Genomic DNA, 25,231 nt, shown 5'->3' with positions numbered 1-25,231 from the left:
ATGCTGGTTGTCAAAAGACTATCGTGGATAATGTGGATGTTGCTGGCTGGCTGCATTGATCCGTACGACTATCCTTTTAAGGAACAAACCAATTATCTCGTGGTGGAAGGGGCTATTACGACCGAGCCGGGTCCGTATTCGGTCACTTTGACAACCACCCGAAACATAGGCAATGAGGAAAACGCTTTTAAGCTGCGGGTGCAAAATGCCAAGGTCTCTATCACTACTTCGACCGGTAGCGTGGTGAGGCTGATAGACCAGGATACCACGGGGGTTTATTACACGTCAGGGAACTTTAGAGGGCAAGTTGGGGAAAAATACCAGCTAACGATAGTGCTCGAAAATGGTGAGAGCTACGAGTCGGAGCAGGTAGAACTTTTGCCCATGCCGGATATCGACAGTATTGGTATTGAGTATGCCTCACAGAAATATATTTCGCAAGCGAATACTGTAATTGAAAGAACGGGGTTTTACACAAAGGCTTTCATCAACGATCCCCCGGAAACCGAGAATGCTTATTTAGTAAATTGGGATTACACATATAAGATTTTTACGCACCCTGAATTGGCCACAGCTTATGACGCAGAAGGATGTGAGTGTTGGGTAGCTACGCCCAAGGCCTGCTGCTCCGTTTGCTGGGTAGAGGAAAAAGTCCCGGACTTCACCATTGCTAACGACCAGCTCAATAACGGGAGCTCGGTCACGCAGTACGACCTCTTCTTTCTGCCCGTTGTCGGCATAATGCTATATGAAAAAATTTATCTGGAGGTCACAATTAATTCGCTGAGCAAGGATGCCTACTTATTTTGGAAATCGGTGTATGATTCTCGTTATGGGCAGGGAGGGATATTCGACTCGACACCGAATACAGTAGAAGCCAATGTTTACAACGTGGAAGACAAAGACGAGCTGGTATTGGGCTATTTCTATGCATCGGAGGTAAAAACAATTTCGAGATTTATACACCCAACCGATTTCCCTGAGCGGATTGATTCGGACACCAATTATCCCGACACATGCCTTTTTTATCCAAATACGACAGCCGAGGAACCCGAATACTGGAATGAGTAATAGCACATATATATATTCTGTTCTGACACTGGCGTTGCTTGCTCTCCAGGGGTGCATTGACCCATATGACTATCCTTTCGAGGAAAAAACCAACTATTTGGTCGTAGAGGGCTCGATTACAACTGAGCCGGGCCCACACAAAGTAACCCTCACCACCACCAGAAACATCAGGAACGAAAAAAACGCCTTCAAACTACGCATGCAGAACGCAAGAGTAACGATTGCGACTTCTTCGGGGTGGGTAGAACGACTGGTTGAGCAAGATACATCTGGCGTTTACTTTACTTCGGCAGATTTTCGGGGCGAAGTAGGAGAAAAATATCAATTGAAAGTAGTCTTGGAGGATAGCCGGGAATACCTGTCGGATTCGGTTCAGCTACAGGCAATGGCCGACATAGATAGCATTGGAATAAAATACGGCTCGGAAAGCTATGTGTCGGAGCTGAATTCTGCGTTGGAAAGCACTGGCTTTTTTGTTGACGCCTTTGTAAGAGAGCCAGCAAAGCAAACCAGCTATTACAGAGCCCGGTGGCGGTATACCTACCTCATTAATACTGTGGGACAGACACCCAGGACTTGTTGGATAAATGTTTCTCCTTTGGAATATGGGGTTTTTTCTAGTGAACAGGTGGTGAGCAACAATATCACACAGTACCCTCTCTTTTTCTTGCCAGTTAGGGGTGTGATGTTTGCCGAAAAGATAAAGGTAGACGTAACCATCTCTTCGGAGAATTTCGCTTCTTATCAGTTTTGGAATAGTGTATACAATACCACCTATCGGCAGGGAGGAGTTTTTGACCCGACACCTGCATTTATTCCATCAAACGTTCATAGTGTAAATGAACCTGGCGAAATTGTGCTGGGGCAGTTCTCAGCCTCTGATGTGAAGAATGTTACAAAAAATATTTATGCTCGGGATTTCCCGGAAAGAGTGGATACTGAAATTAATTATACCGAACCTTGTTTTAAGTATCCCAGGGAAGATCATTCGACTATCACTGACGTTGAGCCCCACGACTGGAATGACTAAGGCTGCGTTTCATATCGCTATTCTATTTATATCTGCGTTTGTCTTGAATAGCTGCGTTGAACCCTACGACTATCCCGCTGACGAAAAGAGCAACAACCTGGTCGTGGAAGCACTTGTTTCAAGTAATCCCGGGCCGCAGACAGTCAGGCTGACTACCACCAGAAATATTTACAATAAGGAGAATCAGTACATTCTATATGTGAGCGGTGCGGAAGTGTCTGTCCTGGACGGCGATGGTCAGTCCTTTGCTTTCAAGGAGCGGGCGGCGGGGCAATACTATTCCGATTCATCTTTTAGTGCTATGGGCGGAAAGGCGTACAGGCTCAGGATTGTCACGAAGGACGGGAAGGTTTATGAATCGAATGAAGAAACAGCTTTGCCCACTTCTGAGATGGATAAAGTAGAAATAGCGTATACCGTCAAGTCGGAAAAGAATGAACTTGGAAATTTTGTAGATATTGACGGATTCAGCGTGAAGGCCATCGTCAATGATTTACCCGACCAAAAGAACTACTATCTGCTCAGGATGACTACTATATTCAAAGTGCTGACCGAGCCATCTGCCTATCAGGTGTTCGACCGGGAGCTTGGCAATTACATTATTCAGCCCAAATCCTGCTGTAATATTTGTTGGGTCACTAAAACCCTGGATGAATTTGTTGTCTTTAGTGACCAACTGGTGAATGGAATAGAGGAAGCAGAGATACCCCTTATTTTTTATCCGATTGACCAAAAATACTTTTATGATAAGGTATATTTTGAAGTAACTCAATATTCTCTCTCTGCTGAGGCTTATGTTTTTTGGAAAGGATTGTACGACCTGAAATTTCGACAAGGAACACTGTTTGATCCAGCCCCTTCAGGTTTGCCGGGCAATATTTTCAACGTCGATGATAGGAGCGAGCAGGTAGTAGGATATTTTACCGTGTCAGATGTGACAACAAGGGGGGAGTTTATGACTAAAGATTTTATTCCGAGAAATGTAGTCTATACTTACCGATACACAGATGACTGTAGAACCCTGCCGAACAGTACTACTACAGAGCCAGTTTTTTGGCGGTAAAAGAAACTGAATCAACGAAACATGAAAAAGCTATATACACTCATTTCACTTCTTATTCTTGCCTGCTCAGTTGGTGCTGCACAGGACAAAGTAATTGACCAGTTCAAGCTTTTTGCGGCCAACAAAACGCAGGAAAGAGTGTATTTGCACATGACCCAACACTATGCCCAGCCGGGTGATAGAATATGGTTCAGCGCTTACGTATTTGACGACGCCAATCAGAGGTTGTCGGATGGAAGCAAAGTGCTTTACCTGAATGTGGTAAACAAAGCTGGGGACGTGGTTGTAGATGAAAAGGTGTCGCTTGAAGCAGGCGTTGGTGAGGGGTATATTGATGTACCAGTGGACTTTGCTAAAGGCTTGTATGTCGTTAGGGCCTATACGGGGTGGATGAGGAATTTTGGGCCGGAACATTTTTTCAGAGATTGGCTTTGGGTAAATCAGCAGCCAGGTGAACTGTCCCTTGCTGTGGGCGAGCCACCGCATGTTGACGACATGGAAGTTGCCATAACCACAGAGGGCAATTTGCAACCCGTTTCAGATCTCACATCAAGGTTTACCGTAAGGGTTTTCGACGTTCTTGGACGAGGGGCGGTACTTGACGGCGAAGTAGTGAACAAGGCGCATGAGTCCCTGGCTACTTTCTCCACCAACAAGCACGGATATGGTGCTTTCATCTTGCGTCCTGAGGCTGGGGAAAAATATGAAGTGATTTTAAAAGATCAGCATGGTGAAGCTATCACTCATTTTTTACCCGAAGTGAAGGCGGAAGGCATCTCGATGCTTGTCACAACGCAGCCCACTGTCGTCAGGGTATCGCTGCAGAGTAAACTCGAGGCTGTTGAAAGACAGAAACTCAGGCTCATCCTCCAGTCGAAAGGCACCATTTATCTGGACCGGGGGATCGATTTTGCCACCCAGCCTGCTCAGGCCCTCAGCATACCGACGGCCGGCCTTAAGACCGGTATCTATCAATTGTCGTTGCTTGACGAAGCAGGCGTCGAAATAGGCCAGCGTGTTTTTCAGATTTATCCAGCTTCTGGTGAATTAGCGCTGACGCTCGATCAAAGAAGTTTCAAAAGAGGAGAAAAGGTGAGGACGTCTTTCTCTGCCAGCAATGTGGCTGCCTACTCAGTTAGCGTGTCCGACAAACTGCTCGAAGGTGACTATGTCGCCCCTGCCATTAACCAGGTTTTTTATATGGCCGATGTGCTTACGCCCGACGGCGCTGAAATGATCAAGTTCTTTGACAGCAGCTTTAAATCTCCTGAAAACTGGGATTTGTTTTTGCTCACTAAAAAGCTCCCGACCTATCCATGGCAGGAAATAATGTCGTATAAGGCGACCTACCCGAAATGGCCTTACGAAAAGTATATCAGCGCCTATGGGCAAGTGCGGACATCCGATAGCTTACTGTTGGGCCAGGAGCTTTTTACGTTTTATAGCTTTGCCCACGAGGAAATCATTCCTGCCCGAACCGACGAGTATGGATGGTTTTTGCTTCCTGTTTTCGACTTTTCGGGGCCTACTAAAATTGTTTGCTTGTCCGATAATACTAGTGTTTCATTTTCAGAGATGAAAATAGACATTGAAAGTGGCCTTCCATCCACTGCTCTGGAAGTAGACATGATGAAAAAGTTATCTCAAAACGGAACCGTCTTCGCAGATCAGAAGAGAGACAAGCTAGTATTCAAAGGCTCTTACAGAAAGCAGGTGCCTGGGCTCTATCCTGAGAGGAAAGAAACAGAAGTGAGCAGAGAGTTTTCGCCTCTGACAAGGAACACTGAAGACTATCAGCTTGATTTACGCCAATACTTGAGTTTTAGTAGCCTAAGAGAGGTATTCATTGAAATAGGCCGTGGTATAGTGGTGAGGGAAAGAGGCGGAAAACGAGTAATCATGATGTACGACCCGGTTAACGCTACTTTATTTAATGATCCGGCGCTGATCTTCATCAATGGCATTCCTACGATTGACTATGACCTGGTACTCACGCTGGATCCCGATGTGATTGAAACTATCCAGCTATATAGGTCTGCCACTGCTCAGGAGCGGTTTGGCGCTATGGCCCGGAACGGTATTCTGTCCATTTCGACCAAGGACAAAGCCCTTGAAATTCCCAACCAGGAGAATATCAGCTTCAGTTTTGAGGGATTTCAGCCCGAAGAAGAATTCACCAATGCCAGCCTGGCCCAGCAAAAAGCGTACCTGCCAGACCTGCGTCACCTGCTTTACTGGCGCACCGGAACTAGTCTACCCACCTATATAGAATGTACTTCGTCGGATGTGTTGTCGAACTACGAGGTGAACATTGTTGCAATCACCCCGGAGGGGAGTTTAAAAACAGGCACTGCGGAGTTTAGTACCCTTCCTGTGGAAATGGCAGGCAACTAATCGATGGCATATTCTGAGATGTCCTTTGTGCCGGGCATCAAATGGAAGAAGTTGATTTGGTGCTGGATAAGGTCGTGCAATTCTGAAGTCATAAAAGCCTTCTTATTTCTGTAGTAGCTACTGATGTACGAAAGAGCGTCTCTCGCAAGCGCCATGTGATAGGGATTGGTTGGGTCGTAGTAGTTGTTGAGATAGTAGAGCGATTTCAAATAAAAGCTTAAGGAAATGTTTTCAATCAGCACGGGGCACAGCCTGCCAGGATCCCTGGCCAGCCTCCTCACAAGCTCCTGTATCTTTTGAATGGGGATGTCTTCGTCCAGCCAAAAATTGTGTAACGGCTCAAAGCTTTCAACCTGATAGTCAATAAAGTGATAGAGGTCAAATTCCAGAAGCTGATCAGACTGGTTAACCAGACGCAGCATGGTTTCGTCTTCGTTGATAAAGAGAACTTTAAGAAAGAAGTAGTAGTCGGAATAAGACCCTTTGTAAAACGACGGTGGCTCCAGGTTCCCATTCTCAAAAGCTGATTGATAAGTGCGGGCGCTTTGCTCAAGCCTTTCAGCGAGACCTTCCACCTCTGTTGACCTGAAGCGGTGATTGGCGCCCTTGTAAGAGTACTCGTAAGACCTGCCAGAGTAGCAGTTTACGCCAGCGGCCAGATTCGGCGGCAGCTGTTGGAGGAATGCGTAATGATTGAGCTTGAGGGCATAAAATCCAGGCGTATTTGGGTAAGAAAACCGACATAACACGGATGGGCTGAGCGAGCCATTCATAATGTATTTGAACGTATAATATTGCAGATCTACGGCCATCCCGTTCAGCATAGCTTTCGTATTGGCAGCCATGGTTTTTGAATAAAGAAAAGAAATAATGTCCTCGTTGGCTGCTTCGAACAGTCGATCCAGGTCAAATTCAGCCAGCTTGTTGTGCCATACCAGCGAGTCTACCTGAATCGGCCGTTTCCTCTCAAACTGCTCAATGAGCATATACATGAAAAGCACCCGAACGAATGGGGCATTAGGAGCTGCTTTAACGGCATACACCAACTCTTCGCTTGTGATTTCGTCGCCCACATAAATTCTGAAAAGGTAATGAAGAATGCCGCTGACCCGTTGCTGGTCGACTGTGCTTATATGCCCCGACCTGGTGGCTACCACTCTGTGGGCAGTTTGATTCAACACCCTGAAGGCTTTGGCAATCCGCTCCTCTTGATTGAGCCTTTTGGCCAATACCAATTGGAGTTCGGCTTTTCTGGATTGCTGCAGTAAAGGCTCCAGCCTGGCGAGTAAAAGGGAGTCTTTTTGCAGGGTGTCCTTCAGTTGGGCCTTTGGCATGGCTTGAAGCCACTTGATAGAATTCTTTTTTGCGAGCGCCACGAGCGCCTCATAGCCATCATCAAAACCAATCGAATCTGCTTCTACTGGGTCGCTGCTCATTTCATTAAGCATTTTGTAAAGAAATGAAGCCCGCTTTTCCTGTAGGTTCCGGTTCAGGAGGCTGTCGCCTTCCAGCGAAGAATATCCATAAAAATCAGCCTTCAAAATGCTTAGGTCGTTATCGTTCAGGTATTTTCTAAGTGAGTCAATCGAGACCGACTCAGGTTCGTATTTGTTTTTTGGAAAGTAGATTCTCTGCCGTCTTTTGAGAATGTCCTGGTCGTGGCCAGTGTAGGGTTGGTAGGTTATTTTGTCGATGCCGTAGCCCTTGAGCTTTCGTAGTTCGAAGAACCGGTCGATAGGCACACATTCTATATTTGACAGGGTTGGCAAGTAAGGGAGACTAATTGTGCGCAACTCCTCCAGTGTTAGTCTTGCCACCTTTCTAAAAGGCCTTTTTACCAGCACCGAGATTTCCGAAGGCGTGGCAGCGGCCTCCCACTGTGCCAGAGTAATCCACTGGCTGTAAACCCATCTGCTCGGTCTTTTACCGGTGGTGAAGCCCAGCAGGTCGTCGTTGTATTTTTGTTGATTTTTCTCATACGACTGTTCATCCATTGACAACGTTGTTGCCACGGGGAGTGCGGCCTGCCGACTTAAGATGGTTTGTATGACCTGCTTTGGCTTGACTTTTTGTTTGACGCCATTTTCCTCAAGAATAAGTGAAAAGCGCAGGTTTTTGATGTTTGACACGGGATGTGCCTTCAGGTCGGTTTTTCCATCGGGCGTTGTGGTTAACTGAAGGCGGTGCCGGAGAAGCCGTTTCTCCCACTTGCCCTGTTTTTTGGCTAAGAGCTCGACCCTGGTGATATGCGAGTAGTCGCTGATTTGTCCTTTTGAAGGGATGCAAAGTGCAAGGAATAGAAGACACAGCCAGGCGGTTTGGATTCTCATTCGTAGTAATTTCCAGAATTACTACGGTTAAAAAAAGAAAAGAATACTTAAACGATGAATAGGCACAGAATTCAGCCTGAAGTGTGAAAAGTGGTCCCGGCAGGAATCGAACCTGCACCTCAAGCTCCGGAGGCTTGCATAATATCCATTTTACTACGGGACCTGTTTTACAAGGCTGAGGAAGGAAGGGCAATCAATTAACCTATTAGATTGACCTTTCGTCAGAAGTGGTCTCGACAGGAATCGAACCTGTATCTAAAGTTTAGGAAACTTCTATTCTATCCATTGAACTACGAGACCTTGATGTCTTTTCAACAAAAAGGAGTGCAAAATTAAATTAATAATTGACGTTTTTCAAGTAATTGGGGTAAATGCTAATGTGATGCTCCAATACTTCTTTGTAGAGCGTTTCCCGCAACTTGCTGATATCCTCCTTGCTCGTCGCTGAAATGAAGATCAGTTTTGTGTCGGGTTTCTCAGTGTAAAGAGCCAGAGCTCGTTCTCTCGGCGTAGGCTTTACCGGCTCCTGGATCTCAAATTCATCCGCTGCTTCTTCCTGTGGCTCCTCAGGGATAAGATCAATTTTATTGAAAATCGTGATGACAGGCTTAGCATCGGCGCCGATTTCTTTCAGTGTTGCTTCCACCACCTTTGCGTGCTCCTCAAACGATGGGTGCGATATGTCCACCACATGAAGGAGAATATCGGCCTCACGAACTTCATCGAGTGTAGACTTAAACGACTCGATGAGGGCATGGGGCAGCTTTCTGATAAACCCAACGGTATCCGAGAGCAAGAACGGTATGTCGTTTATAACTACCTTCCTGACAGTGGAGTCCACGGTGGCAAACAACTTATTTTCGGCCAGCACGTCGGATTTGCTGAGTCGGTTCATAATAGTGGACTTGCCCACGTTAGTATACCCCACCAACGACACTCTCACCAGTTGTCCTCTGGCTTTACGCTGTGTAATACCTTGTTTTTCTATCTTTTCCAACCGCTTTTTGAGCACAGTAATCTGATCCCGAATCGCTCTGCGGTCTGTTTCTATTTCTTTTTCACCGGCACCACCCCTTGTGCCGGTTCCACCCCTTTGTCTTTCAAGGTGAGTCCACATTCTGGTAAGCCTTGGCAGCAAATATTCATATCGTGCCAGCTCTACCTGAGTTCTCGCCTGGGAGGTTTGGGCTCTCTCCAGAAAGATGTCGAGGATGAGGAGGCTTCGGTCATATATTTTTACTTTTAGCTCGTTTTCCAGATTCCTAAGCTGAGACGGCGTAAGGTCATCGTCAAAAATGACCACATCAATTTCTTCTGCCTTCACGAAGGTGTTTATTTCTTCTAATTTTCCCTTGCCCACGAACGAGCGGGTGTCGGGCTTGGGGAGCCTTTGAGAAAATTTTCCCTTGATTTCCAGACCAAGCGTTTGCGCCAGGAACTCCAGCTCATCAAGGAATTCCTCCGCCTTGGATGGCGGCTGATCTTTATTAATCAAAGCCACTAACACAGCTTTGAGTGGAACGGGGGCCGTAGAGATAAGTTTATCCATTTGTTGAAGTAACTTGCAAGTAAACCAATAAATAGCAATCGTTCATCGAAAAGTTCACCCTGTTCATCCGAATATTAACTTTCGTTGTTGAATAATTAATAGTTTCGATCAGACAAGAAGGAGTTAGACTGCCTTCTAATTTTAAACTTCATAAATAAAGTTTAACTTATTAGAGGAATAATAATAATTTGCACGACCATTGGAAGTATAGTCAGTCTGTAGCATTTGGTTTTTGTTTCTCGGGGTTCTTTCGGATATGTTTTGACTAGCTAGAAACAATTATTTGCATCGACTGTTTATAAACCACCTCGCCTTACTATGAGAATTGCTATCGTAATCAATTCGTCCTGGAACGTATACAACTTTCGAAAGAACCTCATCAAAGCTCTTTTGGAGAGGGGAGATGAAGTGATAGCCATTGCTCCTAAGGATGAGTATTCTAAAAAGTTGGTGGCAATGGGCTGTGAGTTTTATCCCGTTCCCATGAACACCACAGGAGTGAACCCCTTACGTGACTTACTACTACTCTTTCGACTTATCAGAATATACAAAAAGGTGAAGGCAGATGCTTTCCTTCACTATACCATTAAGCCAGGTATTTACGGTACTCTCGCCGCCAAATTTGTTGGTAGCTCCGCTATTATCAACAACGTGAGCGGGTTAGGAACTGTCTTTATTCAAGATAATTGGGTGCTGTCTGTAGCGGTGCAGCTTTACAAGCACTCGTTCAAGTTTGCCGATCACATTTTTTTCCAAAACCCTGACGATAAGAAGTTATTCATATCCCTTGTGAATCCTGAAGGGCCTTCTACTAGCGTTATTCCTGGTTCAGGTATCGACTATCACAGGTTTTTTCCAAAATTCAATACGAATGGGCATTTCACTTTTCTAATGGTAGCGAGAATTCTGGTGGAGAAAGGCGTGAAAGAATATGTCGAAGCAGCTAGAATTTTGAAGCGAAAGGGCCTTAATGTTAAGTTCCTGCTGCTTGGGCAAATTGAGAAAAAGCATTTGAGAGCGATATCTGCGGCTACGGTTCAGCAGTGGCATGATGAAAAGGTCATTGAATATGTAGGAGTTACCGATAAGGTTGAGGACTGGATTGCCAGGGCCCACGTCGTCGTTCTTCCGTCTTACAGAGAAGGGCTGCCCAAAACCCTCCTCGAAGGCGCTGCTATGAGCAGGCCCCTGATAGCCTCAGATGTCCCCGGGTGTAACGCAGTGGTACATGATGGAGTTACCGGACTGCTTTGCAAAGAAAGGGATGTTGATAGCCTTGCTGATGCTATGCAGCGAATGATGTTCTTTACCGACGAGGAGCGAAACATTATGGGTGAAAACGCTCGACAGCACGTTATCACACACTTTGACGACACCTTCGTTGTTGACGAGTACTTAGAAAAAATTGACCACTATACTTCTTCTGAGACACCAAAAACTCATCAATTAAAAGAAGTATTTGGTTGAGAATCTTTACTTTTCCGCATTAATTGACCTCCAGGGTTAACTTTTCTACTTTATAGAAGCATGGTATGAAGAACTGTGGAAGAACAGTTGTTTTTTTAGCGTTACTTATTTTGAGTTCCTGCAAGCTCTACAAGCAGGATATCATGTTCAAGGTGGACGACAAGTTCACGGAATCAGACCTCGCTCAGGCAGTTTCTTTAGCAGAGAAGAACTACCATGTTAAGAAAGACGACTATCTTAGGTTAGATGTGTTCACCAATGGAGGTGAAAGAATTGTCGATCCAAATTTTGAGCTTCGCCAGGGCATGACAAATCAGAACATGCAAAATACCCGTCAGTTCGTTTATTTGGTCAGGCAGGATGGCCGGGTGAAACTACCCATGGTTGGAGACGTCGATATCCTCGGCATGACTATATACGAAGCAGAGCAAAAACTTCAGGCACTTTACAGTGAGCACTATAAAGATCCGTATGTTGTATTGCGTTACGAAAACAGAAGGGTGATTGTGCTTGGCGCCAACGGCGGACAAGTGATTCCGCTGGTCAATGAAAATACTTCACTTATTGAGGTTATTGCTTTGTCCGGAGGAATTAATCAAGGGGCCAAAAGTCAGACTGTACGACTAATTAGGGGAAACTTGAACAACCCAGAGGTATACGTGATTGATTTGTCAACCGTTAGTGGAATGCGATCATCGATTGTGAGGCTGGAACCAGGTGATATCGTCTATATTGACCCATGGCGGCGGGTGTGGATAGAGTCTCTCAGAGACGTATCCCCAGTTTTAAGTTTAGTCAGCAGCGTGGTAACTTTGGTTTTGGTAATAAACAGTATCAATAGTAAGTAAGGTAGCAATTGACAGAGAACAGCAACACAAGTGGATCAGGTTTAGGCCCGGACGTGAATGAGTCAGATGCGTTCAACGATCTTGATGTCGAAAAACTACTTCAGGTAGTAAGGAGTAGTATTTTGTATGTGGCAGCTATTTTTGCTGTCGCTGGCACTGCTTCATACGCTTTTCTCAGGTACACCAAGCCCGTATATGAATCCGAATCGCAACTAAAACTCAATATTCAGAATGAAGCAGTGATTTTGGGGGTGCAAAACCCCCTGGAGAACTCAGGTGTCAACTCTCTATCCGGCGAGATCGAACTTCTTAAATCAAATCTGTTTTTCAGTCGGGTGGTTGAGGCGATTAATTATAATGTTTCCTACCACTACTATGGAAATATCCTTACCGAGGAGCGATACCGGAACAGCCCATTTGTGGTCAGTTATAAGTTGCATAATACCGGCTTTTTCGATAGGCCTATCGATATCGAAATTATTTCGGAAAGCGAATTTGAATTGTCATTTGAACCTGCTGAGCAGTCAGGTGCCTCCCGGCATAAATTTGGCGAAACGATCAGTACCCCTGACTACAATCTTCTGATTGAGAAGACTGAGAATTTCGCAGAGGATAATGGCATCGGCAAATACTATTTCACTATCAATAGTGAGTCAGCGTTAATTAGCTTTTTCCAATCAAACGTCACTGTTCAGCCACTCAACTTTAGTGCAAAAACGATAAAGATCTCTTTGAGAGACTTCAATAAGTATAAAGCGAGAGATTTTGTGACAGCTATTGATACCCTCTATCTCAAATATACAACCGAGGAAAAAAACCAGGCTATTGAGCAAAAGCTTTCATTCTTGAATGAGCAACTGGAAATTACAGAAAGGAAAATAGAGGAGTACGAGGACTATTTTGAAAACTTTACGATAGAGAACCGAACGACGAATATTCAGACAGACTTAGGCCGAACAATCGTGCTGTTACAGTCGCTCGACTCGCAGCGATACGATCTGCAAAACAAGCTGACCAATATTCAGATGGCACAGGAGCAAATGGACAAGGGCGAGCCGTTGCTGCTAGCCAACTACAACTCCAGGTCTTTACCAGAGTTCATATCCGGTTCTTTGACAGAATATAACAAGTTGTTCGGAGAGCGGGAAGTGTTGCTGGGGTCTTACAATGAGAATACCCATGCGGTGTCTCGCATGACTCAGCGGCTGGAGACTTTGAAGAAAAATGTTAGAGGCATCACAGAGGAGTACAAAGAAAATCTTGTGAAGGCGCTCAGAGAGTTGGATGTTAGAAGGGCCAACCTCGAGCGAAACTTCGTCGAATTACCTTCCATGGGTACCGAGTTTAACAAAACCAGAAGGTTTTACAATCTTCAGGAAGAGTTCTACTTTTCTTTGATAAAGAGCAAAGCCGAACTGGAAATAGCCAAGGCGGGAACAGTTCAGGACTTCGACATTCTGTCGCCAGCATCTTTACCAACGGATCCGGTGCATCCCAAGCAACTACTCATTTACGGTGTAGGTGCTGTTAGCGGCCTTTTGTTGAGCCTTCTCTTTGTCGGCTTAAGATACCTGTTAGACAATAAGATCTCTCACCAAAGAGAGCTTGAGCGTTTGGTTAGCGTGCCAATTCTTGGTTCCATTCCAGTGTACAAGAGAGAAAAGTTGTTGACCACAAAGCTGTTGGTGCATAAGATTCCTCAGTCAGTAATAAGCGAATCGCTACGCAGTATCAGGACAAACATGGACTTTTTACTCAACGGGGGAGACCAGCGGGTAATTGCTGTGACGTCAACCATTAGCGGGGAAGGCAAGACGTTTGTTGCGGTGAACCTGGGAGGTATTTTGGCTAAAACAGGGCAGAAGGTGCTTGTGGTGGATCTTGATATGCGAAAACCCAAGATACATTTGGCGTTTGGTAGAGAGAAAGATGACAAGGGAATGTCTACTGTCCTTATCGGGCGGGACAAATTTGAGGATTGTGTGCAGACGACAGAGATTGAGGGGCTTCAATACTTAGGTGCTGGCCCTATTCCTCCAAACCCCTCTGAGCTGATGCTTGGGGAAAGGTTTGACAATTTTATCAAACAAGCATCCAAAAAGTATGACGTAGTAATACTTGATACGCCTCCTGTTGGCTTGGTGACAGACGGTGTGATCGTGATGAAAAAAGCGGATTTAACCCTGTACGTCGTAAGGGCCGACTATTCCAGGAAGATATTCTTAAAAACGCTACAGAAGTTGATCAAAATGAACAAGTTCAACAACATTTCTGTCATTCTGAACTCAGTGAAAATTTTAAATAAGAAAGGATATGGCTATGGCTATGGCTATGGCTATGGTTACGGCTATTACGATGAGGATCATAAGGGAAAAGCTAAATGATTTGTCAATTGACTGACTGTCAATAAATAATAGGTCAACACTTCAATTTGCCATTCAATAGGAATCATTGCTATTTTTTTTGAAAACCGATCTTTTTATTGGAACACATCCAATTATTTTGATTTTTCTTTGACAGAAATTTAAATAATTGCCTATCTTACATAAACCCTCTGCGACATAATGAGCAAAGAAGTTTTTCACTTAGAAAGATTGTTTTCGGGGATTCAATACCCTAGTTTTTTTGTTCCTACCTTTGTCACACTATTAATCATCACATTTAATGGCGGAAGATTTTCGTAAGAAAGAGCTTAAAGAGCTGGTAGAGAAATTTGAGGACTTTGTGAAGGGGAGAGCCAGCCATTATTTTGAGGAAGATGACTTCGAGAATATTATCGATTATTACCTTGATAAACTGAAGTTCAGTAAGGCGTTAAAAGCAGTCAATGTAGCATTCGATCAATTTCCATTTTCAGTGGAATTAATGTTGCGAAAGGCAACTATACTCACCTCGCTTGAAGAGTATGACGAGGCACTCAAATTGCTGGAAACCGCTGAAAATCTACAGCCTGGAGATTCAGAGATCATTCTTCTTAAAGGAAATATCCTGTCGCTCAATGGAAACTATGATGAAGCAATTGAGGCCTTGAATAACGCCCTTGAATGGATAGAAGACAAAGATGAGGTGTTTTACAATATCGGGTTGGCATTTCAGGGAAAAGGAGACTACAAGCAGGCGGCTGATAATTATAAGCTAGCCATAGAGTTCAATATCAATCATGAGAATGCGCTGTACGAACTGGCTTATTGCCTGGATGTAGCCGGAGAGCTCGAGAGCAGCCTTGATTATTATAAACAGTTCATCGATAGAGATCCTTTTTCGGAGTATGCCTGGTATAATCTCGGCATAGTTTACAACAAGCTTGGAAGGCACGTAGAGGCCATCGATGCGTATGAGTACGCCGCTGCCATCGACGATAGTTTTAGCTCAGCCTACTTCAATATGGGCAATGCTTACCTTAATATAGAGGAGTACGATAAAGCATTAAAGGCGTTTCAAACAACCGAGGAATTAGAGGGGCCAAGCTCCGAAACCTATTGCTATATTGGAGCTGCCTATGAAAAATTGGGCGAATTGGATGAGGCGTTGTCTTTCTACAGACGAGCTGCCAAGCTTGATGACATGTATGACGAAGCCTATTTTGGTATTGCATCATGTTTGAAGGCCCAGGAAAGGTGGTTTGAATCCATTCATTTCTACAATAAAGCACTGAAACTCAACGCTGAAAACCCCGATTACTGGTTGGCCGTGGCTGAAGCTGAGTACAAAGTTGGCAACATAGTTTCCAGTATGGATGCTTTTGAGGAGGCAACCATTCTTGATCCCAAAAACCCGATGGCCTGGCTTGGCTGGTCGCACATTTATTTTGAGCAGGGCCAGTATGAGAAGGCTATCGACACTGTTTCTTCTGGCATGGATGAATGCCCCGAGGAGTCCGATTTATACTACAGAGCTACCGTGTATCTAATAACTGCAGGCCGATTCAAAGAGGCCTTTGCAATTTTGGAAAATGCCTTAACTTTGGATTTTGAAAATCACGTCGTCCTCTTTGAGTTTTTTCCAAAACTTGAGACACAGAAGGCATTATACAAAATCATTGAACGCTATAAGTCTAATAATAAAGATAAATAAGAATTGCCTTTTTTTAAGGTTGTTTGAAAGCCATGCCTTGTGTGTATTGGCTTTTTTTGTTTGGAATTTTAGGAAATTGAGATGTTAGAAAACTATGCATTAAGTAAGGTTCCGGAGAGAACTAAGAAGCCACGGCAGACGGGTTTTACCATGGTGATGGACAAAGGGAGCAGTCTTAGAGAAGCAGCGGATTTGCTTGAAACATGTGGTGAGTATGTCGATATTATTAAGTTAGGCTGGGCGACTTCATACGTGTTCCCAAAACTAAAAGAGAAAATTGACCTCTATCAGTCGGCGGGTATACCTGTATATCTTGGAGGCACTTTGTTTGAAGCCTTTGTAATCAGGGATCAATTTGATGACTATAGAAAGGTTTTGGACAAATACGGATTGAAGTATGCAGAGGTGTCGGACGGCTCTATTACCCTCGATCATGACAGAAAATGCGAATACATTCAGCAGTTGTCTAGCCAGGTAACTGTATTGTCAGAAGTCGGATCAAAGGATGCTGCCAAGATCATCCCACCTTATAAATGGATTGAGCAGATGCAGACGGAGTTGGACGCCGGTGCCTGGAAAGTGATTGGAGAGGCCAGAGAAGGAGGAAACGTTGGTTTGTTCAGAGATTCTGGAGAAGTACGCCAGGGTCTGGTGGAGGAAATTTTAACGAAAATTCCGTTTGAGCGGATTATCTGGGAGGCACCTCAAAAGGCGCAGCAAGTTTGGTTTATTAAGTTGCTGGGGGCCAATGTGAACCTGGGAAATATTGCCCCCCAAGAGGTAATTCCGTTAGAAACGATAAGACTGGGCTTGAGAGGAGATACGTTTGATCATTTCCTGGGCCAGTTTTAACTATATGATTTTATTGGGAGGTCATTTCTTAAATAGAAATGACCTCTTTTGTCAACACCTGGACGTCATTTAAATGCCTAGAAAGTTAACTGACTATTTTTTGCTCTTTTTGAAGGGCCTGGCAATGGGAAGTGCGGATGTGATACCTGGAGTCTCCGGCGGAACAATTGCCTTCATCACAGGTATTTATGAAGAGCTATTGGACACTATCAAAGCATTTGACCTAACGGCGCTGAGGTTGCTTACAGGCTTCAAAATCAAGGAGCTTTGGCGCCACATCAATGGTAGCTTTCTTGTGACCCTGCTTTCCGGTATCGGGTTGAGCATCATCATCTTTGCGCAGGTGATCACACATTTGCTTGAACTGTATCCGATCTATGTGTGGTCTTTTTTCTTCGGCCTCATTATCATTTCCTCCATTACCATTGCCAGGCAGATCAAGAGCTGGTCTCCCGGCGTAGTGGTGGCATTCGTAGTAGGACTGGCTTCCGCTTACATCATTGTTTCATCTACCCCAGCCACCACACCAACGGCCTGGTGGTTTATCGTCCTGAGTGGAATGGTAGCCATTACCGCCATGATACTTCCTGGTATTTCGGGCAGCTTTATTTTGCTGATCATGGGCAAATACGAGTATGTGTTGAGGGCGCTTAAGGAGCTAAACTATCTTGTTATTGCTCTCTTCGCTGCCGGGTGTATTATAGGGCTTTTGTCATTTTCACGGGCGATTTCCTGGTTTTTAAAAAAGTACCACAATATGGCCATCGGACTGCTTTCCGGCTTTATGGTGGGGTCTCTGTACAAGATATGGCCCTGGAAACGGGTGGTGCAGTTTCGGTTGAATAGTGCAGGCGAACAGGTGCCCTTTATTGAAAGCAATGTATGGCCGCATTACTATCATAAGCTGACAGGGCAGGATCCTCAAATTCTGTTCGCACTGCTTTTCATTGCTCTTGGCTTTGGTGTTGTTGTGGTAATTGAAAAGATTGCACACACAAGTATCAAGAAAAAGTAATGTCTAGGCTGTTTGGTCTGATTGGTTTTCCTCTTACACATTCATTCTCGAAGAAATATTTTACACAAAAGTTTCTCGAAGAAGGAATCAACGACACGTCTTACGAGCTGTTCGAGATGGAGGCCGCCGCTGGCTTTGCATCGTTGTTTAAAGAGAACGCCGACCTGGTAGGCATAAACGTCACCATCCCGCATAAAAAGGCAGTCATTCCTCTGCTGACCAAGCTTGACCAGAGTGCGTCAAGAGTCGGGGCAGTCAATGTGATCAGAAAAGAGCCGGATGGAAGCCTGACAGGATTTAACTCGGACTACATAGGTTTTTTGCGCTCGTTGCAAAATTGGGCTGGCGATGAAATAGTTGGAGCAAAAGCCCTGGTGCTGGGCACAGGTGGAGCGGCTTCTGCCGTAAAAGTGGCGCTGGAGGACCTGAAGATTGAATTCCTTCAGGTGTCAAGGTCTGCCGGGAATGGTGTTATAACCTATGAAGGTTTGAAAAAAGAGCCCGGGATTATTGAGCAGCGGAGGCTTATTATTAATACGACACCATTAGGCACATACCCGGATATTGGAAAATGCCCAGACATTGGGTTTGATCAGATTGGTGCCGGCCATTTATTGTATGACCTGGTCTACAATCCAGCCGAGACACTTTTTATGAAAAAAGGCCTGCAGAACGGAGCCAAAGTAAAAAACGGATACGACATGCTGGTTTTGCAAGCCGAGCGAGCCTGGGAAATATGGAATCAAAAGTGATGATTATTTCGTTTATTCGTTGACCAACAAATTTCTACTCTTTGGACTTCGAACTAACTTCTGAATACCAACCCACCGGCGACCAGCCCAAGGCAATTGCTGAGCTTGTAAAAGGTTTAAATGCTAACGAACCCGCCCAGACGCTGCTGGGAGTGACGGGCTCCGGAAAAACCTTCACAGTGGCCAACGTGATCAAGGAAGTGAACAGACCAGCCCTTGTCCTCAGCCACAACAAAACATTGGCTGCTCAGCTATTCGGCGAACTGAAGCAGTTCTTCCCTAACAATGCTGTTGAGTACTTCATTTCCTACTATGACTACTACCAGCCGGAAGCGTTCATTCCAACCACAGGACTTTACATAGAGAAGGATCTTTCCATCAACGAAGAAATTGAGAAGCTACGGCTAAGTGCTACTTCGGCGCTGCTAAGCGGAAGGCGGGACGTTATAGTGGTTGCTTCCGTCTCCTGCATATACGGTATAGGAAATCCGGATGAGTTTGGCAAAAATGTTATCCGGCTGGAAGAGGGGCAGCGGCTGACACGAAATCAGCTCCTTTTCAATTTTGTAGATATTTTGTACAGCCGAACAGAGGTGGAGTTCAAGCGAGGTAACTTTCGGGTGAAGGGTGATACGGTCGATATTTTCGTTGCTTATGCCGACTTTGCCTACCGCATTATTTTCTGGGGAGACGAAATTGAGTCTATTCAGCGAATTGATCCTCAGTCGGGCAAAAAGCTCAGCGACGAGAAAATCATCACAATATTTCCTGCCAACCTGTTTGTAACAGGGAAAGACGTGATCCAGCAGGCCATTATTGAAATACAGGACGACATGATGGCCCAGGTCAACTATTTTGAAAGCGAGCGTAGGTTTCTCGAAGCAAAACGGTTGAAAGAGCGAACAGAGTTTGACCTTGAAATGATCAGGGAGCTCGGCTATTGCTCAGGAGTGGAGAACTATAGCCGCTATTTCGACAGGCGGCAATCAGGCCAAAGACCGTTCTGTTTGCTTGACTATTTCCCTGAGGATTTTGTGATGGTGATTGACGAAAGCCATGTAACTGTGCCTCAGATCAGGGCCATGTGGGGAGGTGACAGATCAAGGAAAGTGAATCTGGTCGACTACGGTTTCAGGCTTCCATCGGCGCTGGACAACAGGCCGCTGACGTTTAACGAGTTTGAAGGGATGTTGAGTCAGGTGATTTTTGTTAGTGCCACTCCGGCTGAGTACGAACTCCGAAAGTCAGAGGGTGTAGTTGTTGAGCAGATCATCAGGCCAACCGGCCTTCTTGACCCGGAGATTGATGTCAGGCCAAGTATCAATCAGATTGATGATCTGCTGGAAGAGATTGATGAGCGGGTGAAAAAAGAAGAACGGGTACTGGTAACAACGCTTACTAAAAGAATGGCGGAGGAGCTACAGAAGTACCTGGAGAGGGCTGGCGTGAAGTCACGCTATATCCACTCAGAGGTGAATGCACTTGACAGGGTAGAAATTCTTAGAGAGCTGAGACTAGGCGTTTTCGATGTCCTCGTAGGCGTCAACCTTTTGCGTGAGGGCCTCGACTTACCGGAGGTTTCGTTGGTAGCTATTTTAGATGCCGACAAAGAGGGTTTTCTTAGAAACCAGCGATCACTGGTTCAGACAATTGGCCGGGCGGCCAGAAATGAAAGCGGAAAGGTGATTATGTACGCCGATAAAATCACGGACTCCATGCGGGAGGCTATTGATGAAACTTATCGGAGGAGGGACATCCAAATTGCTTACAACAAAGAACACGGTATTACCCCCCGATCTGTTAAAAAGAATATCGGCTCAATTATGGGTCAAACTAAAGTGGCTGACTCCAAAAAGGACGGAAGGAAGTACTACGTCGAAAATGAGGAGCCAAGTATTGCAGCCGACCCGATTGTTCAATACATGCCAAAGCCTGAGCTCGAAAAGCTGATCAAGCAAACACAAAAAGCCATGGAAAAAGCTGCCAAGGAGCTGGATTTTATTGACGCAGCCAGATTGAGAGATGAATTGAGCGACTTGAAAAAACTTTACGAAAAATAGTGGACAGGGGCGGCGCAGAGGCTTGCACACTAGTTGACAAGAACTAACTTTCTTGAAATACCGTTTACTAAATGCATCCCCAAGCGTGAGTCGTTTCATGAAGCTCGCCGCCGATAAAATTGCGAAAAATATTTCCGGTTTTAATCGTACCTTTGTCAACTCAATTTATCAATGTGCAAAAGGTTTCTTTTGTACTGTAAAATAATAAGAACCCTAATGAGTGCACCGAAATTTTCATCTCAGGGAAATTCCTTCTATGGCGAACTGAGGTCAAGAATAAACGAATACTTTCAAGAGGCAGGAAAGCCGTCGACAGGTAACTATAAGCTGTACGTAAAGGCAGTTGTTCTGGTATTGAGCTGGGTGGGTTTCTATATCCATTTGGTTTTTTTTACTCCAGGCACGTGGTTGGCTCTCACGGAATCTGTAATAATGGGAGGTTTAACGGCCGCCATCGGATTCAATGTGATGCATGATGGTTCCCATGGAAGTTTTAGCCGCAAAGAGTGGGTGAATAAGCTTGCTGGTTTATCGCTCAATTTTCTTGGAGCCAATGTGTTTATGTGGAACACCAAGCATAACGTTATTCATCACACCTACACCAATATTGACGAAATTGATGATGATATTGACGCCAGGCCCTTCCTGAGACTTTGCTCGACGCAGCGTCACCGAAAGATTCATCGTTATCAGCATATTTATGGTTGGTTCGCTTATTCTCTGCTTTATCTGTATTGGGTATTCTTTACAGATTACAAGAAGTACTTTACTCAAAAGGTAGGCTCAATGCCGCTAATGAAGATGAAGCCTAAGGATCACATCAGCTTTTGGGGTTTCAAAGCCATTCATGCGGTCGTTTACATGGCGCTGCCAATTTATATGGTGGGTTTCTTGCCATGGCTAACGGGCTTCCTGGTAATGGGGCTGTTTGCCGGATTAGTACTTACGCTTGTATTTCAATTGGCACACACAGTGGAACACACTCATTTCCCCGTTCCTAACGAATTGAATAAGCTTGAGGACGAGTGGGCGATTCATCAGATAAAGACAACGGCAAACTTTGCCACTAAAAATAAGCTGATTACCTGGTGGGTGGGTGGCTTGAACTACCAGATTGAGCACCACCTTTTCCCCAAGATCTCACATATACACTATCCTGAGATCAGCAAAATCATCAAAAAGGTGTGTGAAGAAAATGGCATCGTATACATCGAATATCCACGCATGCGGATTGCGCTGGGATCCCACGCAGCTTATTTAAAAGCAATGGGTCAGGCATAAAAAGAAAGCCCTTCTCTGTGAATCATTGAGAAGGGCTTTCTTTATTTAGACCTTGGGCAAAGTCCACCCATTATTATAGTTGGCCTTCATCAGGGTGTTGGCTTCGGCATCGTTCTTGAACTGTCCGTTTGCCGCATCCCAGAAAACTTTCCTCCCTGTTTTGTAAGCAATATTGCCCATTTGCGCATTAATGGCTGCAATGCTTCCTGTTTCAATGCCGCACTTGAGTTTCGATGAGTCGTTTGCCTTGATGGCGTCAACAAAATTTCTCGTGTGAAGATCAAGCGCAACTCCCTGTGGCCGCTGGTCAGGCACGTCATCCATTTTATACATAGTAATGCCATCTTTTTGCTCTGTTTCCGGAATAATTTCCCAGCCTCCTCGGTGGACAACCAAAGTTCCGTTGTTACCAATGAAAGCAATTCCCTCAGTTTTTCCATAATTCCCTCCATTGATACCTGTGGCGTGCTCCCACAGCATATTGAAACCGTCGTATTCGAACACCGTCTGTAATGTGTCGGGTGTTTCCGAAGCATCATCAGGGTAGGCAAACTTGCCACCGGATGCCATGACTGATTTAGGTGCTTTTACGCCCATGGCATAAAGCGCTATGTCAATTTCGTGTACGCCCCAGTCGGTCATCAAGCCTCCTGCGTAGTCCCAAAACCAGCGAAAGTTGAAGTGAAAACGGTTTTCATTGAAAGGTCGTTTCGGCGCCGGACCGAGCCACATGTCGTAGTTGACACCCGCAGGCACTGCCGTGTCGGGCAACACTGGTACGGGCTTCATCCAGCCCTGATAGGCCCATACTTTTACCAGCCTGATCTGCCCCAGCTTCCCTGAGCGAACCACATCGAGCGCCTGCTCGTAATGCGGACCGCTTCGCTGCCATTGTCCAACCTGCACAATTTTCCCATATTTTTTCGCAGCAGCTACCATCAGGTTACACTCCTCCATGGTATTGGCGATGGGCTTCTCCACATACACATGCTTGCCAGCCTGCACAGCATCAACCATGGTTTTGCAGTGCCAGTGGTCCGGTGTGCCAATGATCACTACGTCAATGTCTTTGTTTTCCAGCATTTTGCGGTAGTCGCCATACTGGGTAGGTTTTTTGCCTCGCATTTTTTCCACATCGGCGGAGCGCCTGTCAAGCACGCTTTGGTCAACATCGCAAAGGGCGATGCAGTCCACTTCGTCCATGTTGAGGTGGGAGCGCATGTCGCTCCAGCCCATGCCGTTGCAGCCGATCACACCATAGCGTAGCTTGTCTGCTGCTGCGACTGGCTTCCGTACTCCGGCGAATGAAGAAAAAGGTATTTGGCTGAGAGCAAGTCCGCCCGCAGCGGCCATGCCGGTCTTTTGTATAAATGTTCTTCTGGATGTTGAACTCATAATCGTAGGTATGTTTTGAATCGTTTATTTCTCAATATCCTAATTCGATACCTAAAAAGGAAGGGCTAATTGCGTGGTCAGGGATATGGGTTGATCGATGGGCAATAAAAAAGCCCCTCCATTGCTGGAAGGGCTCTGATATTTAATAGCAACTGGCTAATTATTTTGCCGCTGCAAAACGCTTGGCTACTGCATCCCAATCCACCACATTGTAGAAGGCCGCAACATAGTCAGGTCTTCTGTTTTGATAGTTGAGGTAATAAGCGTGCTCCCACACGTCAAGACCAAGAATGGGTGTGCCACTGCAACCTGCGTCAGGCATCAATGGATTGTCCTGGTTGGCAGTAGAGCATATTTCAAGCTTGCCACCTTTCACGCAAAGCCACGCCCAGCCTGAGCCGAACCTGGTAGCTGCTGCTGCAGAAAATTTTTCTTTGAACCCGTCGAACGAACCGAAGGCAGCGTTGATAGCATCAGCCAAAGCACCTGAAGGCTGACCGCCTTTGCCAGGGCCCATTACTGTCCAGAAAAGTGAGTGGTTCCAGTGACCACCGCCGTTGTTGCGAACAGCAGGAACATTGGAATGATTTTTCATTAACTCTTCGAGCGACTTGCCGGCCATGTCAGTGCCTTCGATGGCTTTATTCAGGTTCGTCACGTAAGCATTGTGGTGCTTGCCGTGGTGTATTTCCATGGTGCGGGCGTCGATATGCGGCTCCAGCGCATTGGTTGCATATGGTAATGCTGGTAATTCGAATGCCATAACTATTGATTTGTTTTATGGTTGAACATTTATATTCTGAACAGTAAATCTAATAAGAACTGCCCAATTAAATAACCCCAACGAGTGGGTATAGTTCATTGATGGGATAGATATTGTTGATGAGGTTATAGATGAAATCACCCCTTCCCCCTAAGCTTTTTGAAAAAGGTGTTGATCAGTTGTCGGCATTCCTGTTCCATAATCCCCGATGACACCTTTGTCTTTGGGTGCAGCACATTTTCAGTCAGCAGCGAGTAGCCCCGCTGTAAATCAGAGGCGCCGTAAACAATGCGGCTTATTTGCGTCCAGTGGAGCGCTCCGGCGCACATCACACAAGGCTCAAGGGTTACGTACAGTGTGCAATCGGTCAGGTATTTGGAGCTCAGGTAGTTTTCTGCTGAAGTAATCGCCAGCATTTCAGCATGGGCGGTGACGTCAGTAAGCTTTTCTGTGTGGTTGTAGCCTTTGGCAATGACCTTATTCTGGCAAACGATGACAGCTCCCACAGGAATTTCATCTTCTTCCAGCGCCCTCTCCGCCTCACGCAAAGCGACTTTCATGAAATGATCGTCGCTGAAAACTGTTAGTCCGCTCACTTAAAGTTCTTTTTGATGGATACGCTTTGCATGATCTGTGGCGCCAAATCCTTCCACTTCCTTATGTGCTGGTAAGGCGATGAAAGCGTGAACACGAGCGTTTGGTTGTTGACAATGGTGTACTGTATATAGCTGTAAGTACGGAGGGCTGATTCGTTAGTAATGGCGTCTTCCTCAGGTTTAACTATTGCAACAAACTCAAATACAGCAAACTCCCTTCCATTGATAGTTTCGATAGCGTCTTTGGTGAAACTCACTTCATCGTAGAGAGAAGAAATGTTGGCTTTATAAAAATCCTTCAGAATATTTAAGTCTCCCTGCGCCCATTGGTTGTTTCCTCTGTTGATCCCAAAATCGACAGTAACACCGTAGTCAGTGTAAAGCGCCATGGGCCTTCTGGTGTAGACATACTTACTGTTGATCTCCTGCTCGTTCATCGGTCGAAAATCAGAAGGAAGGCTCACCGTAATATAGTCGGTGACTTTGGTAGGGCTTAGCTGGGCTATTAAGGAAAGGGGTGCCACTAAACAGACAATAAGGAAAGCTGATTTCATAGGATATTCTAATCTCTTTGCTTTAAAGAATCAAAAGTATGAAAAATATAGCTCGGAAAGGGCCAAAAACTATGTCAGTAAAACTTTCCGTGTAAAAGCTTTTGACCAAAGTATTGCTAACTTTGCCTCCCAAAATT

19 protein-coding genes and 2 tRNA genes are annotated in these 25,231 nt (G+C 45.3%); 13 read left to right on the top strand and 8 right to left on the bottom strand.

Going from position 1 to position 25,231, the window contains the following annotated elements; translation table 11 throughout:
- Genes RIG68_RS04435 through RIG68_RS04420 form a run of 4 tightly spaced genes read left to right on the top strand, consistent with a single transcriptional unit; the run spans position 1 to position 5,558 of the window.
- Complete coding sequence (locus tag RIG68_RS04435) at positions 1 to 1,071, top strand: DUF4249 domain-containing protein (protein ID WP_350119096.1); 1,071 nt, start codon at positions 1 to 3, stop codon at positions 1,069 to 1,071.
- Positions 1,064 to 2,101 carry a DUF4249 domain-containing protein gene (locus RIG68_RS04430; protein ID WP_350119093.1) on the top strand — a complete coding sequence of 346 codons (1,038 nt, stop codon included), beginning with the start codon at positions 1,064 to 1,066 and terminating at the stop codon, positions 2,099 to 2,101. The genes RIG68_RS04435 and RIG68_RS04430 overlap by 8 nt, the downstream gene beginning before the upstream one ends.
- Complete coding sequence (locus RIG68_RS04425; RefSeq protein WP_350119090.1) at positions 2,094 to 3,164, top strand: DUF4249 domain-containing protein; 1,071 nt, start codon at positions 2,094 to 2,096, stop codon at positions 3,162 to 3,164. The genes RIG68_RS04430 and RIG68_RS04425 overlap by 8 nt, the downstream gene beginning before the upstream one ends.
- A gap of 21 nt (positions 3,165 to 3,185) precedes the next feature.
- Complete coding sequence (locus tag RIG68_RS04420) at positions 3,186 to 5,558, top strand: hypothetical protein (RefSeq protein ID WP_350119087.1); 2,373 nt, start codon at positions 3,186 to 3,188, stop codon at positions 5,556 to 5,558.
- On the opposite strand, the gene RIG68_RS04415 is transcribed toward RIG68_RS04420, so the two are convergent.
- The 4 genes from RIG68_RS04415 to hflX all read right to left on the bottom strand — a co-directional run bounded on the left by RIG68_RS04415 (position 5,555) and on the right by hflX (position 9,437).
- On the bottom strand, positions 5,555 to 7,888 hold the full coding sequence (locus RIG68_RS04415) for a hypothetical protein (RefSeq protein ID WP_350119084.1): 2,334 nt from the start codon (positions 7,886 to 7,888) through the stop codon (positions 5,555 to 5,557). The two genes, RIG68_RS04420 and RIG68_RS04415, sit on opposite strands and share 4 nt — an antisense overlap.
- A 91-nt stretch (positions 7,889 to 7,979) precedes the next feature.
- Positions 7,980 to 8,051, bottom strand: a tRNA-Arg gene (locus RIG68_RS04410).
- A 65-nt stretch (positions 8,052 to 8,116) separates the two neighbouring features.
- Positions 8,117 to 8,188: transfer RNA gene (locus RIG68_RS04405), tRNA-Arg, on the bottom strand.
- 37 nt (positions 8,189 to 8,225) lie between these two features.
- Positions 8,226 to 9,437 (bottom strand): GTPase HflX, encoded by a 1,212-nt coding sequence (hflX, locus tag RIG68_RS04400; protein ID WP_350119081.1) that lies wholly within the window; start codon positions 9,435 to 9,437, stop codon positions 8,226 to 8,228.
- A gap of 318 nt (positions 9,438 to 9,755) precedes the next feature.
- Here hflX and RIG68_RS04395 point away from each other — a divergent pair, with 318 nt between their 5' ends.
- The 9 genes from RIG68_RS04395 (at position 9,756) to RIG68_RS04355 (ending at position 21,786) form a co-directional block, all read left to right on the top strand.
- Positions 9,756 to 10,904 carry a glycosyltransferase family 4 protein gene (locus tag RIG68_RS04395; protein WP_350119078.1) on the top strand — a complete coding sequence of 383 codons (1,149 nt, stop codon included), beginning with the start codon at positions 9,756 to 9,758 and terminating at the stop codon, positions 10,902 to 10,904.
- A 65-nt stretch (positions 10,905 to 10,969) separates the two neighbouring features.
- The gene (locus RIG68_RS04390; RefSeq protein ID WP_350119075.1) at positions 10,970 to 11,752 is read left to right on the top strand and encodes a polysaccharide biosynthesis/export family protein; all 783 of its coding nucleotides are present in this window, start codon (positions 10,970 to 10,972) and stop codon (positions 11,750 to 11,752) included.
- Positions 11,753 to 11,760: 8 nt separating this feature from the next.
- Positions 11,761 to 14,136 (top strand): polysaccharide biosynthesis tyrosine autokinase, encoded by a 2,376-nt coding sequence (locus RIG68_RS04385; RefSeq protein WP_350119072.1) that lies wholly within the window; start codon positions 11,761 to 11,763, stop codon positions 14,134 to 14,136.
- A 280-nt stretch (positions 14,137 to 14,416) separates the two neighbouring features.
- The gene (locus tag RIG68_RS04380) at positions 14,417 to 15,826 is read left to right on the top strand and encodes a tetratricopeptide repeat protein (protein WP_151998112.1); all 1,410 of its coding nucleotides are present in this window, start codon (positions 14,417 to 14,419) and stop codon (positions 15,824 to 15,826) included.
- Positions 15,827 to 15,907: 81 nt separating this feature from the next.
- Positions 15,908 to 16,678: a phosphosulfolactate synthase gene (locus RIG68_RS04375; protein ID WP_151998113.1), complete on the top strand. Its 771-nt coding sequence runs from the start codon at positions 15,908 to 15,910 to the stop codon at positions 16,676 to 16,678.
- A 73-nt stretch (positions 16,679 to 16,751) separates the two neighbouring features.
- The gene (locus RIG68_RS04370) at positions 16,752 to 17,693 is read left to right on the top strand and encodes a DUF368 domain-containing protein (protein ID WP_350078255.1); all 942 of its coding nucleotides are present in this window, start codon (positions 16,752 to 16,754) and stop codon (positions 17,691 to 17,693) included.
- Positions 17,693 to 18,445, top strand: coding sequence for a shikimate dehydrogenase family protein (locus RIG68_RS04365; RefSeq protein ID WP_350078254.1), 753 nt, complete (start codon positions 17,693 to 17,695; stop codon positions 18,443 to 18,445). Before RIG68_RS04370 ends, RIG68_RS04365 begins: the two co-directional genes overlap by 1 nt.
- A 41-nt stretch (positions 18,446 to 18,486) precedes the next feature.
- Entirely contained in the window at positions 18,487 to 20,505 is a 2,019-nt protein-coding gene (gene uvrB, locus RIG68_RS04360; RefSeq protein WP_350119068.1) for an excinuclease ABC subunit UvrB, read from the top strand.
- Between the two features lie 216 nt (positions 20,506 to 20,721).
- Positions 20,722 to 21,786, top strand: a complete 1,065-nt coding sequence (locus RIG68_RS04355) for a fatty acid desaturase family protein (RefSeq protein WP_350119065.1) — start codon at positions 20,722 to 20,724, stop codon at positions 21,784 to 21,786.
- Positions 21,787 to 21,831: 45 nt separating this feature from the next.
- Here the strand turns inward: RIG68_RS04355 and RIG68_RS04350 are convergent, their stop codons facing one another.
- The 4 genes from RIG68_RS04350 to RIG68_RS04335 all read right to left on the bottom strand — a co-directional run bounded on the left by RIG68_RS04350 (position 21,832) and on the right by RIG68_RS04335 (position 25,094).
- Positions 21,832 to 23,181: a Gfo/Idh/MocA family protein gene (locus RIG68_RS04350; protein ID WP_350119062.1), complete on the bottom strand. Its 1,350-nt coding sequence runs from the start codon at positions 23,179 to 23,181 to the stop codon at positions 21,832 to 21,834.
- A 160-nt stretch (positions 23,182 to 23,341) separates the two neighbouring features.
- Positions 23,342 to 23,944, bottom strand: coding sequence for a superoxide dismutase (locus tag RIG68_RS04345; RefSeq protein ID WP_350119059.1), 603 nt, complete (start codon positions 23,942 to 23,944; stop codon positions 23,342 to 23,344).
- Positions 23,945 to 24,081: 137 nt separating this feature from the next.
- Positions 24,082 to 24,540 (bottom strand): nucleoside deaminase, encoded by a 459-nt coding sequence (locus tag RIG68_RS04340; protein ID WP_350119056.1) that lies wholly within the window; start codon positions 24,538 to 24,540, stop codon positions 24,082 to 24,084.
- A complete protein-coding gene (locus RIG68_RS04335; RefSeq protein ID WP_350119053.1) occupies positions 24,537 to 25,094 on the bottom strand; it encodes a hypothetical protein in 558 nt (185 codons plus the stop codon). The genes RIG68_RS04340 and RIG68_RS04335 overlap by 4 nt, the downstream gene beginning before the upstream one ends.
- Positions 25,095 to 25,231: the final 137 nt, after the last annotated feature.

This window comes from Imperialibacter sp., from assembly GCF_040222385.1.
Classification (GTDB): domain Bacteria; phylum Bacteroidota; class Bacteroidia; order Cytophagales; family Cyclobacteriaceae; genus Imperialibacter.
This window is presented reverse-complemented; position numbering and strand designations above follow the sequence as displayed.